At 67.8% G+C, this 16107-nt stretch carries 13 protein-coding genes and 3 rRNA genes; 11 read left to right on the top strand and 5 right to left on the bottom strand.

Annotated elements, in window-relative coordinates:
- Window positions 1-24 precede the first annotated feature (24 nt).
- Together NBW76_RS00080 and NBW76_RS00075 are read left to right on the top strand one after the other, a co-directional pair.
- Entirely contained in the window at window positions 25-792 is a 768-nt protein-coding gene (locus NBW76_RS00080; protein ID WP_056551801.1) for an adenosylcobinamide-GDP ribazoletransferase, read from the top strand.
- Window positions 789-1772 (top strand): cobalamin biosynthesis protein, encoded by a 984-nt coding sequence (locus NBW76_RS00075; RefSeq protein WP_055961014.1) that lies wholly within the window; start codon window positions 789-791, stop codon window positions 1770-1772. The genes NBW76_RS00080 and NBW76_RS00075 overlap by 4 nt, the downstream gene beginning before the upstream one ends.
- Here the strand turns inward: NBW76_RS00075 and NBW76_RS00070 are convergent.
- Both NBW76_RS00070 and NBW76_RS00065 read right to left on the bottom strand, forming a co-directional pair.
- Window positions 1714-2463, bottom strand: a complete 750-nt coding sequence (locus tag NBW76_RS00070) for a cobalt-precorrin-6A reductase (RefSeq protein ID WP_056551798.1) — start codon at window positions 2461-2463, stop codon at window positions 1714-1716. The genes NBW76_RS00075 and NBW76_RS00070 overlap by 59 nt on opposite strands.
- Window positions 2460-3968, bottom strand: a complete 1509-nt coding sequence (locus NBW76_RS00065) for a cobyric acid synthase (protein WP_056551794.1) — start codon at window positions 3966-3968, stop codon at window positions 2460-2462. Before NBW76_RS00065 ends, NBW76_RS00070 begins: the two co-directional genes overlap by 4 nt.
- Window positions 3969-4007: 39 nt before the next feature.
- Between NBW76_RS00065 and NBW76_RS00060 the strand changes: the two genes are divergently transcribed.
- The gene (locus tag NBW76_RS00060) at window positions 4008-4547 is read left to right on the top strand and encodes a GNAT family N-acetyltransferase (RefSeq protein WP_056551791.1); all 540 of its coding nucleotides are present in this window, start codon (window positions 4008-4010) and stop codon (window positions 4545-4547) included.
- Window positions 4548-4554: 7 nt separating this feature from the next.
- On the opposite strand, the gene NBW76_RS00055 is transcribed toward NBW76_RS00060, so the two are convergent.
- A complete protein-coding gene (locus tag NBW76_RS00055) occupies window positions 4555-4950 on the bottom strand; it encodes a pyridoxamine 5'-phosphate oxidase family protein (protein WP_055961001.1) in 396 nt (131 codons plus the stop codon).
- 101 nt (window positions 4951-5051) lie between these two features.
- Here NBW76_RS00055 and NBW76_RS00050 point away from each other — a divergent pair, with 101 nt between their 5' ends.
- Window positions 5052-6200 carry a zinc-binding dehydrogenase gene (locus tag NBW76_RS00050; RefSeq protein ID WP_055965957.1) on the top strand — a complete coding sequence of 383 codons (1149 nt, stop codon included), beginning with the start codon at window positions 5052-5054 and terminating at the stop codon, window positions 6198-6200.
- Between the two features lie 14 nt (window positions 6201-6214).
- On the opposite strand, the gene NBW76_RS00045 is transcribed toward NBW76_RS00050, so the two are convergent.
- Together NBW76_RS00045 and NBW76_RS00040 are read right to left on the bottom strand one after the other, a co-directional pair.
- Window positions 6215-6808, bottom strand: a complete 594-nt coding sequence (locus NBW76_RS00045) for a flavin reductase family protein (RefSeq protein WP_235492830.1) — start codon at window positions 6806-6808, stop codon at window positions 6215-6217.
- Window positions 6805-7854, bottom strand: coding sequence for an NAD(P)-dependent alcohol dehydrogenase (locus tag NBW76_RS00040; protein ID WP_055960999.1), 1050 nt, complete (start codon window positions 7852-7854; stop codon window positions 6805-6807). Before NBW76_RS00040 ends, NBW76_RS00045 begins: the two co-directional genes overlap by 4 nt.
- A 139-nt stretch (window positions 7855-7993) precedes the next feature.
- On the opposite strand from NBW76_RS00040, the gene NBW76_RS00035 reads away from it, so the two are divergent.
- From NBW76_RS00035 to rrf, 7 genes are all read left to right on the top strand, one after another.
- Window positions 7994-8527 (top strand): DinB family protein, encoded by a 534-nt coding sequence (locus NBW76_RS00035; RefSeq protein ID WP_056551788.1) that lies wholly within the window; start codon window positions 7994-7996, stop codon window positions 8525-8527.
- 49 nt (window positions 8528-8576) lie between these two features.
- Window positions 8577-8756 (top strand): hypothetical protein, encoded by a 180-nt coding sequence (locus NBW76_RS00030; RefSeq protein ID WP_055960993.1) that lies wholly within the window; start codon window positions 8577-8579, stop codon window positions 8754-8756.
- Window positions 8757-8829: 73 nt separating this feature from the next.
- Window positions 8830-9309, top strand: coding sequence for a hypothetical protein (locus NBW76_RS00025; RefSeq protein WP_056551786.1), 480 nt, complete (start codon window positions 8830-8832; stop codon window positions 9307-9309).
- 73 nt (window positions 9310-9382) lie between these two features.
- Window positions 9383-10348 (top strand): NAD(P)-dependent oxidoreductase, encoded by a 966-nt coding sequence (locus NBW76_RS00020; RefSeq protein WP_056551783.1) that lies wholly within the window; start codon window positions 9383-9385, stop codon window positions 10346-10348.
- Between the two features lie 534 nt (window positions 10349-10882).
- Window positions 10883-12401, top strand: a 16S ribosomal RNA gene (locus NBW76_RS00015).
- A 334-nt stretch (window positions 12402-12735) separates the two neighbouring features.
- Window positions 12736-15843 (top strand): 23S ribosomal RNA (locus NBW76_RS00010).
- A gap of 113 nt (window positions 15844-15956) precedes the next feature.
- Window positions 15957-16073 (top strand): 5S ribosomal RNA (rrf, locus tag NBW76_RS00005).
- Together the 16S, 23S and 5S rRNA genes form the textbook arrangement of a ribosomal RNA operon.
- The last annotated feature ends 34 nt before the right edge of the window (window positions 16074-16107 follow it).

Below are 16107 nucleotides of genomic sequence, written 5' to 3'. Positions count from 1 at the left end.
GTCCCGATCCGCGATGATGCGTCCATGACCGCCGCCTCGACCGTCGACGCCTGGCGGCTCGCCGTGGGCACGCTCACCGCGTGGCCGGTGCGGCCGCCCCGGACGGTCGACCACCTGACGGCCGGCCGGGCCATGGTGCTCGCTCCCGTCGCCGTGCTGCCGCTCGCGATCGGGGCGACCGCCCTTGCGCTGGGGGGCCAGGAGCTGGGGCTCTCGCCGCTGGCCACGGGCCTGCTCGTCGTCGGCCTGCTCGCGCTCGGCACCCGGGCCTTCCACCTCGACGGCCTGGCCGACACCGCGGACGGACTCACCTCCTCCTACGACCGCGACCGCACGCTGGCAGTCATGCGATCGGGTGACGTGGGGCCGGCCGGCGCGGCGGCCCTCGTGCTCGTGCTCGGCCTCCAGGCCGCGGGGGCGGCCTCGCTCGTGGCCGCGGGCGACGCGGTGCTGCTCGGTGCCGCGGTCCTGCTGTCGCGGTCCGGCCTGGTGGTCGTGTGCTCACGAGCGGTGCCTGCCGGGGACGGCTCGGGCCTGGGCGCCACCGTGGCGCGGAGCGTCCCGCTGCCCGTCGCGGTCGTCGCCCACGCGGGCTGGTGCGTGCTGCTCGTCGGGGCCTGCGTGCTCGCGGACGTGCCGTGGTGGCACGGGCTGGCCGCAGCGGCGGCCGCCCTGGTCGTCCTCGGCCTGCTGCTGCGTCGCGCCCACCGTCGCATCGGGGGCGTGACGGGCGACGTGATGGGCGCCGGCATCGAGCTCACCCTCGCCACCGTGCTCGTGGTCCTCTCGTGAGACCGGCCTCTGCAGGTCTGGTGCTCGGGTTCGTGGCCGACCGCCTCCTCGGTGACCCCCGCCGGCTGCACCCGGTGGCGGGCTTCGGGCAGGTGGCCGCGGCGCTCGAGCGCCGCACGTACGCCGACCGACGTGGTGCGGGCGTGCTCCACGTGGGCGCGCTCGTCGGGGGCGCGGGCGCGGTCGGTGTGGTCGCCCGCTCCGTCGCGCGCCGCCGAGGACCCGTGGCCGAGGCGGTGCTGACCGCGGCATGCACGTGGGCCGTGCTCGGGGGGCGTTCGCTGGAGCGCGAGGCGCTCGCCGTGCACGCCCTGCTCGACGCCGACGACCTGGACGGCGCCCGACGCCGCGTGACCCATCTCGTGGGCCGCGACCCCAGCACCCTCGACGTCGAGGGCGTGGCCCGTGCGACGGTCGAGTCCGTCGCCGAGAACACGTCCGACGCCGTCGTCGCGCCCCTGGTGGCCGGTGCCGTCGCGGGGGTTCCCGGGCTCCTGGCCTACCGCGCCGCCAACACCCTCGACGCCATGGTGGGCCATCGCACCCCTCGACTCGAACGCTTCGGCTGGGCCGCCGCCCGCCTCGACGACGTGCTCAACCTCGTCCCCGCGCGACTTTCCGCGACCCTGGCCGTCGTCACCGCCCCGCTCGTCGACGGCAGCCCCGTCGCGGCCGCTCGCGCGTGGCGCCGCGACGCCCGCCACCACCCCAGCCCCAACGCCGGGCCCGTCGAGGCCGCCTTCGCCGGTGCGCTCGGGGTGCGGCTCGGCGGCGTGAACGTCTACGCCGGACGCACCGAGGACCGTCACACGCTCGGTGACGGCCGACCCGTCCACCCCGACGACGTCGCCCGCGCGACGAGGCTGGCGCGTGCGGTCGACGTGGGCGCGCTGCTCGTCTGCGTGCTGGGACCCAGGTCCCTCACGCCCGGTCGGCGGCGCGGTCGGCTGCCCACTCGGCGGCAGTGCGGACGTCGCTGACCGTCTCCACCCCGGGCGGGCTCGGGGGCCGGCGCACGACCACCACGGCCGCGCCCCGCTCGCCCGCCGCGTCGAGCTTGGCGACCGTGTGGCTGCCGCCGGAGTCCTTCGTGACCACCACGTCCACACCGTGCTCGGACAGCAGCGCCCGCTCCGACGCCAGGTCGTAGGGGCCGCGGCTGTGCAGCAGCGTCCAGGCCGGCGGCAGCTCGAGCTCCGGCTCGTCGACCACCCGCACGAGCGCCGCGACGTCCTGCAGCGGCTCCACGAACGGCGCGAGCCCCTGCCGCCCGATGCTGAGGAAGGGGCGGCTGCCGAGTCCGACGGTCAGCGCCGCGGCGTCCGCGTGGGAGTCCACCCAGTGCCACCGGTCGGCGTCGGGGTGCTCGCCCCAGCCCGGCCGCGCGAGCCGCAGCAGCGGGACGCCCTCGGCGTCGCACGCCGCCGCCGCGTTCGCGCTGATGCCCGCCGCGAAGGGGTGGGTCGCGTCGACGACCGCCCTCACCCGCTCCTCGCGCAGGTAGGACCGGAGGCCGGTCACGCCACCGAACCCGCCGATCCGTGTCTCGCCGACGGGCAGCCGTGGTCGGGCCACCCGCCCGGCCAGCGACGACGTGAGTGCGACGCCGGCGTCGTCGAGCCGTGCGGCGAGGGCGCGCGCCTCCGCGGTGCCGCCGAGCAGCAGGATCATGCTCCCGCCCCCGGTGGGAGCAGGGGCAGGTCGGCCGGGGCGCCGTCGCGGGCCAGCCGCTCCAGGGCGTCGACGTCGAGGTGGGTCTCGACCAGGTCGCCCAGCCGGTCGAGCCGTGCCTCGCGCAGGCCCCCGAACGACACGTCCGACGGCGGCAGCACCGTGTCCGCTGCGGCCGCAACGTCGGCCAGCAGCGCCCGGCGGAACGCGTCGCCCTCCAGGCTGCCGTGCCACATCGTGCCCATCACCGCGCCGCTGCGTGCGCCGCCCAGGAACTCCTCGCCCGACCCCCGGGCGATCCGTCCGTGGTGGATCTCGTAGCCCGACGTCGGCGCCCCCAGCGCCTCGCCGATCGGCAGGCGCAGCACCTTCTCGGCACCGAACGTCGTCTCGACGTCGAGCAGGCCCAGCCCCTCGACGCTGCGCGGCGCCGACGCCTCCACCGCGTCGGGGTCGTGGACGTGGCGGCCCAGCATCTGGAAGCCACCGCAGATGCCGAGCACGGGCCGGCCCGCGCGGGCGTGCGCCACGACGGCCCGGTCGAGCCCGCGGGACCGCAGCCACACCAGGTCGTCGATCGTGGCCCGGGTGCCGGGCAGGACGACCAGGTCGGCGTCGGCGACGTCGCGCGGGTCGGAGACGAACACGACGTCGACGCCGGGCTCGACCCCCAGTGCGTCGACATCGGTGAAGTTGCTGATGCGGGGCAGGCGCACCACGGCCACGCGCAGCGCCCCCGCGGCTCCTGATCGCCGTCCGTCCAGGTCGAGCGCGTCCTCGGAGTCGAGCCACAGCGACGGGTCCCAGGGCAGGACGCCGTAGAACGGGCGCCCGGTCAGCGAGGTCAGCCGCTCGAGGCCCGGATCGAGCAGCGAGACCTCGCCGCGGAACTTGTTGACGACGTAGCCGGCCACCAGCCGCTGGTCGTCGGCGTCGAGCAGTGCGACGGTGCCGTGCAGGGCGGCGAACAGGCCGCCGCGGTCGATGTCGCCCACGACCACGACCGGCAGCTCGGCGTGCTGCGCGAGCCCCAGGTTCACGTAGTCCGACGACCGGAGGTTGATCTCGGTGGGGGAGCCCGCACCCTCGGCCACCACGACGTCGAACCGTCCCGCCAGGTCGTCGAACGCCGCGTGCGCGGCCGCAGCGAGGTGCCGCCGCCCCTCCACGAAGTCCGTCGCGTCGACGGTGCCGCCCGGACGCCCCATGACCACGGCGTGGCTGCGCCGGTCGCTGCCCGGCTTCAGCAGCACCGGGTTCATCGCGACCTCGGGCGTCGCGCGGGCCGCGAGCGCCTGCACCCACTGCGCGCGACCGATCTCCCCGAAGCCGTCGGTGGGCTCGCTGCCCAGCGGCACGACCATCGAGTTGTTCGACATGTTCTGCGCCTTGTAGGGCGCCACGCGCAGACCGCGCCGCGCGAAGGCCCGGCAGATCCCCGTCGTCACCACGCTCTTGCCGGCGTCGGACGTCGTGCCGGCGACCAGCAGCCCAGGAGTGCGCATCGCAGCACAGCCTAGAGGCGCACGCCCTAGGGTCGGGCCATGCAGGTCACGTTCCGCAGGCTCCAGGCGGGCGACCTGCCGGTCCTCGCGCGCTGGCTCGCTGCCCCGCACGTGCACCGGTGGTGGTTTCAGGAGGCCGACCCCGAGGCGCTGGAGCGCGACTTCGGTGCGGTCATGCGCGGCGAGGAGCCGGCCGAGGACCTCGTGGCCACCGTCGACGGACGCGACGTCGGCCTCTGCCAGCGCGCCCGCTGGGACGACTACCCCGACGACGAGGCCGAGCTCGCGCCGTTCCTCGACCTCCCGTCCGGCGCCGTGACCGTCGACTACCTCATCGGCGACCCCGCCGACACCGGACGCGGCATCGGGCCTGCCGTGATCGCGGCGCTCGTCGCCGACACGTGGGCCTCGTACGCGGACTGCCCCGCCGTGGTCGTGCCGGTCGCCGCGGGCAACCGGCCGTCGTGGCGGGCACTGGAGAAGGCCGGTTTCCGCCACGTGGGCACGGCGCGGCTCGAGCCCGACAACCCGGTGGACCCGCCCGACCACGTGGTGCTGCGGATCGACCGACCCCGCTGACCGCGGCTCAGTGCAGGTGCACCCGGCGGCCGGACACGTGCTCGGGGTGCAGCCGCACCAGCACGTCGCGCACGCCGCCGGCCCAGGTGCGTGGCGGCGCGCCCACCAGGTCGGTGGCGTCCTGCGGGCTCGTGCGGCCCCGCACGGTCACGTTCCAGCCGTGCTGGTCCAGCTCGGCCTGGTGCGACGTGGCGAACGCGACGTCCTCGTGACCGTCGGCCAGCTGGGCGAGGAAGCTGTCGGCGGACGTGCGGAAGATGACGTCACCGTCGCGCACCACGTAGTTGACGGGCACCAGCTGCTGCCCGTCGTCGTCCACGAACGCGACCATGCCCACCGTGCGCACCGCCAGCAGCTCGAGGCACTCCGCCGCGTCGATCGGCCTCAGGTCTCCGTGCTGCATGCTCTCCACTCCTCCCGGTTTCACTGATCCCCCTGTGTCTACTCAGTGTGCGCCTGTCGTGGGTGCACACGTCGACCCCGTCGAGGCAGCACACTGTGCTCATGCGTGCCGTCGTCTGCCACCAGCAGCAGCTCCAGCTCACCGACGTCCCCGATCCCGTCCCCGGTCCCGGCCAGGTGCTCCTGAAGGTGCTCCGGTCCGGCATCTGCGGTTCCGACCTGCACGCCCGCGTGCACGGCGACGCGACCGCCGACATGGCCGGGGAGGTGGGGTACGACCACTTCATGCGGTCCACGTCGTCGGTGGTCATGGGCCACGAGTTCGTCGGCGAGGTCGTCTCGTACGGCCCGCGCACCCACGGGCGCTGGAAGCCCGGGACGCGCGTCGTCGCGCTGCCACTGCTGGAGACCGTCGACGGCCTGCACATGACCGGCCTGAGCGAGCACGCCCCGGGAGGCTACGCCGAGCAGATCCTCGTGTCCGAGGCCGTCACCTTCGAGGTGCCCGACGGTGTCGACGTCGAGCACGCCGCCACGACCGAGCCGCTCGCCGTGGCCTGGCACGCCGTGCGCAAGGGCCAGGTCGGCCGCAAGGACGTGGCCGTCGTCATCGGCTGCGGGCCCATCGGCCTCGCGGTCATCCTCATGCTCAAGGCCTCCGGCGTGCGGACCGTGGTGGCCAGCGACTTCTCCGCCGGACGCCGTGCGCTCGCCGAGCGCTGCGGCGCCGACGTGGTGGTCGACCCCGCCGTCGAGTCGCCGTGGGACCGCTTCGAGTCCGACAAGCGCTACCTCACGTCGGCCCCGGACTTCATGGACCTCGGCCTGAGCACCATGAAGAAGCTGCGCGCTGTCCCGTTCCTGCCCTGGCCCCGGGTGTTCCAGGCCGCCGAGAAGCTGGGTGCCCTGCCCACGGGACCGGTGGTGTTCGAGTGCGTGGGCGTCCCCGGGATCCTCGAGCAGATCATCACCGCGGCGCCGCTGCAGTCGCGCATCGTCGTCGTCGGCGTGTGCATGGAGCCCGACACCTTCCGCCCCTCGATGGCGATCAACAAGGAGGTCGAGCTGCGGTTCGCCTTCTGCTACGACCCGGCCGAGTTCCACGCCACGCTGCAGATGATCGCCGACGGGAAGGTCGACCCCTCACCCCTGATCACCGGGACGGTCGGGCTCGACGAGGTCGCCGACGCGTTCGGCTGGCTCGCCGACCCCGAGCAGCACGCGAAGATCCTCGTCGACCCGAGCCGCTAGGCGATCGTCGGTCGCTACGGCGCCTCGGTCGGCCGGGGCAGGGTGAACGGCACGCTGGGCGGCGCCCACTCCTCCTTGCCGAGTCGGGTCATGGGCGCCAGCAGGTCGAAGGCGGGGTGGCCCTCGACGAGCACGTGGTCGGCGACGCTGAACAGCAGCACCTCCGCCAGCACGAGGGTCGAGTCACCCAGCTCGGTGGTCGAGTGCAGGCGGCACTCGATCGCCGCGGGCGAGTCGCGGACCCGACGCGGCGTCACGAGCTCGCTCGGCTCCGTCTCCAGGCCCAGCGCCTCGGCCTCGTCGACACCGTGCTCGTAGGGCGCACTGCTGCCGTTGACCGCCTCGGTGAGCGGCTGGGTGGCCAGGTTGACCACCAGCTCCTTCGTCTCCAGGACGTTGCGCAGCGTGTCCTTGCGGCCGACGGAGGTGAACGCCAGGATCGGCGGGTTCGCGCACGCGACGGTGAAGAACGAGTGCGGGGCCAGGTTCCCCCGGCCCTCGCCGTCGACGGTGCTGATCCACGCGATCGGTCGGGGCACGACGAGCGCGGTCATGAGCGGGTAGGGCTGGACGCCCTCGTCACCGACCCGCAGGCTGGTGCGGTTCACCGGGCGATCGAGGCGACGTCGATGACGGCGCGGTAGCGCACCTTGCCGTCGACGACCTTGTCGTAGTAGTCGCCCACCTGGTCGGCGTCGATGACCTCGACGGTGGCGGTGATCCCGTGCTCGGCGCAGAAGTCGAGCATCTCCTGGGTCTGGGGGAGTCCGCCGACCATCGAGCCCTCGAGCGCACGGCGGAACGAGAGCAGCGAGAACGCGCCCATCTCCAGGCTCTCGGTCGGGGCGCCGAGGTTGACCATGCGGCCACCGCGGTCGAGCAGACCCAGGTACTGATCGAGCGGGACCGCCGCGCCGACGGTGTTGAGGATGACGTCGAAGGAGCCGCGCAGCTTCCGCAGCGCGCCCTTCTCCTCGGTGGCGACGTAGGCCTTGGCGCCGAACTCGAGGCCGTCGTCCTTCTTCGCGTCGGTGCGGCTGAGGACGGTCACGTCGGCACCGAGGGCGGCGGCGATCTTGACGGCCACGTGGCCGAGACCGCCCATGCCGATCACGCCGACGCGGGTGCCCTCGGTGACACCGTGCCGCACGAGCGGCGCGTAGGTGGTGATGCCCGCGCACAGCAGCGGGGTGGTGGCGGCGAGGTCGACGCCGTCGGGGATCTTCACGGCGAAGTGGTCGCGCACGACGACCTGCTCGCTGTAGCCGCCGTACGTGATGGCGCCGTCGTAGTCCTTCGCGGAGTACGTCTGCACGACGCCGCGGCTGCAGAACTGCTCCTCGCCGTCGCGGCAGGCGTCGCAGTCGAGGCAGGAGTCGACGAAGCAGCCGACGCCCACGGTGTCGCCGACGGCGTGCGCGGTGACGTCGGAGCCGGTCTCCTCGACGGTGCCGATGATCTCGTGCCCGGGCGTCATGGGGAAGATCCCGCCGCCCCACTCGTCGCGGGCCTGGTGGATGTCGGAGTGGCAGATGCCGGCGTAGCGGATCTTGATCCGGACGTCGTTCGGCTTGAGGTCGCGGCGCTCGAGGTCGACGGTCTCGAACGGCTTCCCGGCCTCGGGGACGGACAGTGCGGCAACGGTGGTGGTCATGGAGTCCACGCTAGGCAGGCGCGGGAAGGTCCGCAGGGCGAGGGCACGTGAGATGCCCGACGGAGCTCGTTCCCCGAGCCTGTCGAGGGGCCGACTCGAACCGCTCCGAAGTGTCGGCACGCAGCCCTAGCGTGGTGCCATGGACGCACTCGTGGGCGAACGCGCCGACCTGCTCGACTCGCTGCGCAAGCACCGGGCACTGTTCCTCGGCACCGTCACCGGGCTGTCCGACGAGCAGGCCCGCCTCACGCCCACGGCCAGCGAGCTGTGCCTCGGCGGGCTGGTCAAGCACGTGGCCGCCACGGAGGGGGAGTGGGCGCGCTTCGTGGTCGACGGCCCCGCGCCCCAGCCCGACGTCGACTGGGACAGCATCGACTGGAGCGACCCGCCGCAGGCCGTGCTCGACCGGCAGGACGAGTTCCGACTGCTCGAGCACGAGACCCTGGCCGGCGTCGTCGCGCTCTACGAGCGCACGGCGCTCGCCACCGACGAGCTGGTCGCCTCCGTCGACCTCGACGCGCGGCAGCCCTTGCCCGACGCCCCGTGGTTCGAGGCGGGCGCGTCGTGGACGGCACGCCGGGTGTTCCTGCACCTGGTCGCCGAGATCTCCCAGCACGCCGGTCACGCCGACGTCCTGCGCGAGAGCATCGACGGGCGCAGGTCGATGGGCTGACCGTGCTCGTCGGCACCGCGGCGCAGGGCGCCGCGGCTAGGCTTCGGGCATGTCCTCGCAGCTGACCGTCGCCGAGGCCGCCGGCCTGCTCGAGGTCTCGACGGCCGAGGTCCACCGGCTCATCGCCACCGGGCGCCTCGATCACCAGCTGGCCTGCTCAGGGCGGTGCGAGCTGCTCGTCAGCCACGAGTCGGTGGTCGCGGTGAGGAGCGCCCGACAGCCCGGCTGAGCCGCGACCTTCGGCCGAGGGGTCGAGCCTTTCGGCCGACGTGGCAGCCTCTGCCCGCGCCTAGCGTGCAGTCATGACCGATCCGTCCGTCACCGAGCTGCGCATGACCGACACCGACCGCGTGTGGACGTTCGTGCTGCTCGGGGGTGGCGGCGGGGCGCTCCTGCTCGTGCTGCCGTGGCTGCTGGACCTGGTCAGCGGGTTCCCCCTCGTGCCGTTCGAGGCGGTGGCGGAGTGGGTGGCCGGCTTCGACGAGCCCTGGGCGTGGGCGGCGCGGCTCGTCGTCGGCGGTCTGCTCGGCTCGGCATTGGCGGCGTTCGCGATCGCCGACGAGCACCGGATCCTCCTGGGCGACGACCAGCTCGTCGTCGTGCACCGCAGCGACGAGCGCATCCTGCGCCGCGAGCAGGTCGTCGGCGTCCACCGCGACGGCAAGCGCCTCGTGATCGACGGCGACCACGGTCGGGTGCTGTTCGACGAGACCCTCGAGGCGCCGCGGGACCAGGTGCGCGAGGCCTTCCTCGCGCACGCCTACCCGTGGGAGTCCGCGTAGCGCTGCCGATCGACCTCCCGATGTGCGAGGGTGCGAACGCCCTGGGTCACCGATCGCGGAGGAGCACGTACCGATGGCCGACTACGTCATCACCGGCGCGTCCGGCTTCATCGGCCGTTCCCTCGCGGAGCGACTGCGTGCCCGGGGCGACTCCGTGCGTGGCATGGACCTGCACGCCGACCCCGCGCACGACGTGGTCGCCGGGGACGTCACCGACCCGGAGTCGTGGAGCGACGTGATCACCCCGGGGGCGACGGTCGTGCACACGGCCGCGCTCGTCTCCAACCTGCCGACGCTGGCGGAGGCGTGGCGGGTCAACACGCTCGGCACGCGGCGGGTCCTCGACGCGGCGGTCTCGCGTGGGGCCGCGCGCGTCGTCTACCTCTCGTCGGTCCGCGCGTTCTCGGACCTCGGCTTCCCCGACGGCGTCACCGAGGACCATCCCCTGAGGCCCGACGGCAACCCGTACGTCGACACGCGCATCGCCGCGGAGCAGGCAGCGATGCAGGCGCACGCGGCCGGCGAGATCGACGTGACGGTCGTGCGCCCCGGCGACGTCTACGGCCCGGGATCGCGCCCGTGGACCCTGCTGCCCGTGCGGATGATCAAGGCCAACCGCTTCCTGCTTCCCGCGATGGGGCGGGGGATCTTCAGCCCGGTCTTCGTCGACGACCTGGTCTCGGGGCTGGTGCTGGCCGCCGACCGCGAGGAGGCGGCCGGCCAGGTGTTCACGCTCAGCGGCGGGGTGGGCGTGGAGTGCCGGGAGTTCTTCGGGCACTACTACCGGATGCTGGGCAGGCGGGGCCCCGTCGTGATGCCCACGGCTGCGGCCCTGGCGCTGGCGACCGCCGCGGCGGGGGTGAACCGGGTGCGTGGCGCCGACGACGAGACCAACACGACCGCGGTCCGCTACTTCTGCCGGACGGGCACGTACTCGATCGACAAGGCTCGGTCGATGCTCGGCTACGACCCCGCCGTCGACCTGGACGAGGGGATGCGCCGGACAGAGGTGTGGTTGCGCGACGTCGGCGAGCTCTGAGAAGCCCCCGACGGGCGCCGGATCGAGTGCCCCGACGTGCCGAGCCCTGCAATTGCAGGGAACTGGCCCGCGGTCGAGACGTCACGAGGGGGGCGGTTTGACCGGACCGGGGAGGGGTCTGTAATGTTCTTCTTGTTGCGCCGCTCGCCGGAGCACGAGGCCGAAAGGCCGCGTGATCGGAGCGCGCAGAGCTTGTACCGAAACGGTCAACGCCAGGGCTTTCGCCCGGAGACGGACCGCTGACAACGGCAGGCGTCGGATGGAGACAGCAGCAGCATCGCTTCTCCGTCCACCAGGAAGCCTCTGGCTGGCCCACCTCACGGTGTGGTCGTGACAGATGTGCGTCTGATCCTTGAGAACTCAACAGTGTGCCAAAAGTCGACGAGATAATCAGTAGTAACCCTCGTCTGTGGTGTCGGGGCCCTTGTGGTCTTGATGCTGTGGCGAGTTTTGAAATTCCGACAATTGACTGTCAGCAGTCAGTTCTCAGGAATCAAACCAAGTAGTGATGTAGCTCCCTTTGGGGGTGCATTTTCAACGGAGAGTTTGATCCTGGCTCAGGACGAACGCTGGCGGCGTGCTTAACACATGCAAGTCGAGCGGTAAGGCCACTTCGGTGGTACACGAGCGGCGAACGGGTGAGTAACACGTGAGCAACCTGCCCTTCTCTTCGGAATAAGCGTTGGAAACGACGTCTAATGCCGAATATGACTTCCTTTTGCATGATTGGAAGTGGAAGACTCCGGCGGAGAGGGATGGGCTCGCGGCCTATCAGCTAGTTGGTGTGGGTAATGGCCCACCAAGGCGACGACGGGTAGCCGGCCTGAGAGGGTGACCGGCCACACTGGGACTGAGACACGGCCCAGACTCCTACGGGAGGCAGCAGTGGGGAATATTGGACAATGGGCGAAAGCCTGATCCAGCAACGCCGCGTGAGGGATGACGGCCTTCGGGTTGTAAACCTCTTTCAGCGGGGACGAAGCGAAAGTGACGGTACCCGCAGAAGAAGGACCGGCCAACTACGTGCCAGCAGCCGCGGTAATACGTAGGGTCCGAGCGTTGTCCGGAATTATTGGGCGTAAAGGGCTCGTAGGCGGTCTGTCGCGTCGGGAGTGAAAACTCAGGGCTCAACCCTGAGCGTGCTTCCGATACGGGCAGACTAGAGGTATGCAGGGGAGAACGGAATTCCTGGTGTAGCGGTGGAATGCGCAGATATCAGGAGGAACACCGGTGGCGAAGGCGGTTCTCTGGGCATTACCTGACGCTGAGGAGCGAAAGCATGGGGAGCGAACAGGATTAGATACCCTGGTAGTCCATGCCGTAAACGTTGGGCGCTAGGTGTGGGGACCTTCCACGGTCTCCGTGCCGCAGCTAACGCATTAAGCGCCCCGCCTGGGGAGTACGGCCGCAAGGCTAAAACTCAAAGGAATTGACGGGGGCCCGCACAAGCGGCGGAGCATGCTGATTAATTCGATGCAACGCGAAGAACCTTACCTGGGTTTGACATATACCGGAAAGCTGCAGAGATGTAGCCCCCCTTGTGGTCGGTATACAGGTGGTGCATGGCTGTCGTCAGCTCGTGTCGTGAGATGTTGGGTTAAGTCCCGCAACGAGCGCAACCCTCGTCCTATGTTGCCAGCACGTCATGGTGGGGACTCATAGGAGACTGCCGGGGTCAACTCGGAGGAAGGTGGGGATGACGTCAAGTCTTCATGCCCCTTATGTCCAGGGCTTCAAGCATGCTACAATGGCCGGTACAAAGGGCTGCGAAACCGTAAGGTGGAGCGAATCCCAAAAAGCCGGTCTCAGTTCGGATTGGGGTCTGCAACTCGACCCCATGAAGTCGGAGTCGCTAGTAATCGCAGATCAGCAACGCTGCGGTGAATACGTTCCCGGGCCTTGTACACACCGCCCGTCACGTCATGAAAGTCGGCAACACCCGAAGCCGGTGGCCCAACCCTTGTGGAGGGAGCCGTCGAAGGTGGGGCTGGCGATTGGGACGAAGTCGTAACAAGGTAGCCGTACCGGAAGGTGCGGCTGGATCACCTCCTTTCTAAGGAGCACTTGGCTGTCCGGCTTGTCCGGGGAGTCCATTGCACTGTTCGCAGGCGAATGTTCTGCGCAGTGCAGCTCACTAGTGGACGTCGACTATTTGGCCGGCTGTGGATCGATCGTCGTCAGTACATCTCCCTTGGGAGAACGGAACCTCGACGTGAGGACGCAGTTTGGCTTGGCGCACTGTTGGGTCCTGAGGGATCAGCTTCGGCTGTATTCCTCGGACCGTACCTACCGACGAACCGCTCGCTGTTGGTGAGCAGGCGTCGATTCGGGTGCGGGACCGAACGTATCTTGAGAACTTCACAGTGGACGCGAGCATCTTGTAGCAACAACAAGCTACTAAGTGCACATGGTGGATGCCTTGGCATCGAGAGCCGATGAAGGACGTTGGAGTCTGCGAAAAGCCCCGGGAAGGTGACAACCGACCTGTGATCCGGGGATGTCCGAATGGGGAAACCCACCTGGAGGAAAGTCCAGGTACCTCTGCCTGAACACATAGGGCAGCTGGAGGGAACGCGGGGAAGTGAAACATCTCAGTACCCGCAGGAAGAGAAAACAACCGTGATTCCGGAAGTAGTGGCGAGCGAAACCGGAAGAGGCTAAACCTCAGTGATGTGATAGCCGGCAGGCGTTGTCACTGGGGGGTCGTGGGGCCGCAATGCTGGTTCTGCCGAATCAGCGAAGAGTCACAAACCATGAGTGAAGTGGAAACCGACTGGAAAGTCGTGGCGTAGAGGGTGAGACCCCCGTACACGTAAGCTCATGGCTCTTTTGCGTTACCCCGAGTAACACCGAACCCCTGAAATTCGGTGTGAATCTAGCGGGACCACCCGTTAAGCCTAAATACTCCTCGATGACCGATAGCGGACTAGTACCGTGAGGGAAAGGTGAAAAGTACCCCGGGAGGGGAGTGAAAGAGTACCTGAAACCATGTGCATACAATCCGTTGGAGCTCTTCCTTGTGAAGGGTGACAGCGTGCCTTTTGAAGAATGAGCCTGCGAGTTAGCGTGGTGTAGCGAGGTTAAGGCGAGGGCCGTAGCCGTAGCGAAAGCGAGTCCGAATAGGGCGTTTGAGTTGCACCATCTAGACCCGAAGCGGAGTGATCTATCCATGGGCAGGTTGAAGCGCGGGTAAGACCGCGTGGAGGACCGAACCCACCTAGGTTAAAAACTGGGGGGATGACCTGTGGATAGGGGTGAAAGGCCAATCAAACTCCGTGATAGCTGGTTCTCCCCGAAATGCATTTAGGTGCAGCGTTGCGTGTTTCTTGCCGGAGGTAGAGCACTGGATGGGCTAGGGGGCCTACAAGCTTACTGAACTCAGCCAAACTCCGAATGCCGGTAAGTGAGAGCGCAGCAGTGAGACTGCGGGGGATAAGCTCCGTAGTCGAGAGGGAAACAGCCCAGACCATCAGCTAAGGTCCCAAAGAGATTGCTAAGTGGAAAAGGATGTGAAGTCGCAGAGACAACCAGGAGGTTGGCTTAGAAGCAGCCACCCTTGAAAGAGTGCGTAATAGCTCACTGGTCAAGTGATTTCGCGCCGACAATTTAGCGGGGCTCAAGCAATCCACCGAAGCTATGGCATTCGTACATGTACCCGGCCCTTTGGGGTCCAGGTGTGCGGATGGGTAGGGGAGCGTCGTGTGGCGAGCGAAGCGGCGGGGTGACCCAGCCGTGGACGCCACACGAGTGAGAATGCAGGCATGAGTAGCGAATGAGGAGTGAGAAACTCCTCCACCGAATGACCAAGGGTTCCAGGGTCAGCTTAATCTTCCCTGGGTAAGTCGGGACCTAAGGCGAGGCCGACAGGCGTAGTCGATGGACAACGGGCTGATATTCCCGTACCGGCACTGAAGCGACCCTGCTGAATCCAGTGATGCTAAGTGCCCGAAACTAGCCTCCAGCTCCTTCGGGAGCATTGGCTAGCAGAGCGCATGACCCGAACTGGTACTAGGCAAGCAATGGTGTGACGCAGGAAGGTAGCTCAACCGCGGCGATGGTAGACCGCGGCCAAGGTCGTAGGGCGAACGGTAGGCAAATCCGCCGTTCATGTGCCTGAGAGCTGATGGGGAGACGATTTAGTCGAAGTGAGTGATCCTATGCTGCCGAGAAAAGCATCTAGCGATGTTTCAGAGCCGCCCGTACCCCAAACCGACTCAGGTGGTCAGGTAGAGAATACTAAGGTGATCGAGTGAATCATGGTTAAGGAACTCGGCAAAATGCCCCCGTAACTTCGGGAGAAGGGGGGCCGGATTCGTGAGTGGACTTGCTCCACGAAGCGTTGAAGGCCGCAGAGACCAGGCCCAAGCGACTGTTTACTAAAAACACAGGTCCGTGCTAAGTCGAAAGACGCCGTATACGGACTGACTCCTGCCCGGTGCTGGAAGGTTAAGGGGACGTGTTAGCGCAAGCGAAGCACAGAACTTAAGCCCCAGTAAACGGCGGTGGTAACTATAACCATCCTAAGGTAGCGAAATTCCTTGTCGGGTAAGTTCCGACCTGCACGAATGGAGTAACGACTTGGGCGCTGTCTCAACCATGAACTCGGCGAAATTGCACTACGAGTAAAGATGCTCGTTACGCGCGGCAGGACGGAAAGACCCCGGGACCTTTACTATAGTTTGGTATTGGTGTTTGGTTCAATTTGTGTAGGATAGGTGGGAGACTGTGAAGCCCGGACGCCAGTTCGGGTGGAGTCATCGTTGAAATACCACTCTGATTGAACTAGATATCTAACCTAGGTCCATTATCTGGATCAGGGACAGTGCCTGATGGGTAGTTTAACTGGGGCGGTTGCCTCCTAAAATGTAACGGAGGCGCCCAAAGGTTCCCTCAGCCTGGTTGGCAATCAGGTTTCGAGTGTAAGTGCACAAGGGAGCTTGACTGTGAGACTGACAAGTCGAGCAGGGACGAAAGTCGGGACTAGTGATCCGGCGCTGGCATGTGGAAGCGGCGTCGCTCAACGGATAAAAGGTACCCCGGGGATAACAGGCTGATCTTCCCCAAGAGTCCATATCGACGGGATGGTTTGGCACCTCGATGTCGGCTCGTCGCATCCTGGGGCCGTAGCAGGTCCCAAGGGTTGGGCTGTTCGCCCATTAAAGCGGCACGCGAGCTGGGTTTAGAACGTCGTGAGACAGTTCGGTCCCTATCCGCCGCGCGCGTAGGAAACTTGAGAAAGGCTGTCCCTAGTACGAGAGGACCGGGATGGACGAACCTCTGGTGTGCCAGTTGTTCTGCCAAGAGCACGGCTGGTTGGCTACGTTCGGAAGTGATAACCGCTGAAAGCATCTAAGCGGGAAGCACGTTTCAAGATGAGGTTTCCCACTGGTTTATCCAGGTAAGGCCCCCAGCAGACCACTGGGTTGATAGGCCGGAAGTAGAAGTGCAGCAATGCATGGAGCTGACCGGTACTAATAGGCCGAGGGCTTGTTTCTTACAAGATTACTGCGCGTCCACTGTGAGGTTCCCGAGATATGAGTCGGGAACATGCTCGATCAGGTCCCCGCCGGGGCTTGTTCGGGTAGATCGATTGATATCTCCATAGAGTTTCGGCGGCCATGGCGAAGGGGAAATACCCGGTGACATTCCGAACCCGGAAGTCAAGCCCTTCAGCGCCGATGGTACTGCGTGGGAGACTGCGTGGGAGAGTAGGACGCCGCCGGACAATCATTAGCGCGAGGCCGCTCCCTTCAGGGAGC

The organism is Aeromicrobium sp. Leaf245, assembly GCF_942548115.1.
Classification (GTDB): Bacteria; Actinomycetota; Actinomycetes; order Propionibacteriales; family Nocardioidaceae; genus Aeromicrobium.
Note: the sequence above shows the minus strand (reverse complement) of the source record. Positions and strands in the feature narration are given on the sequence as shown.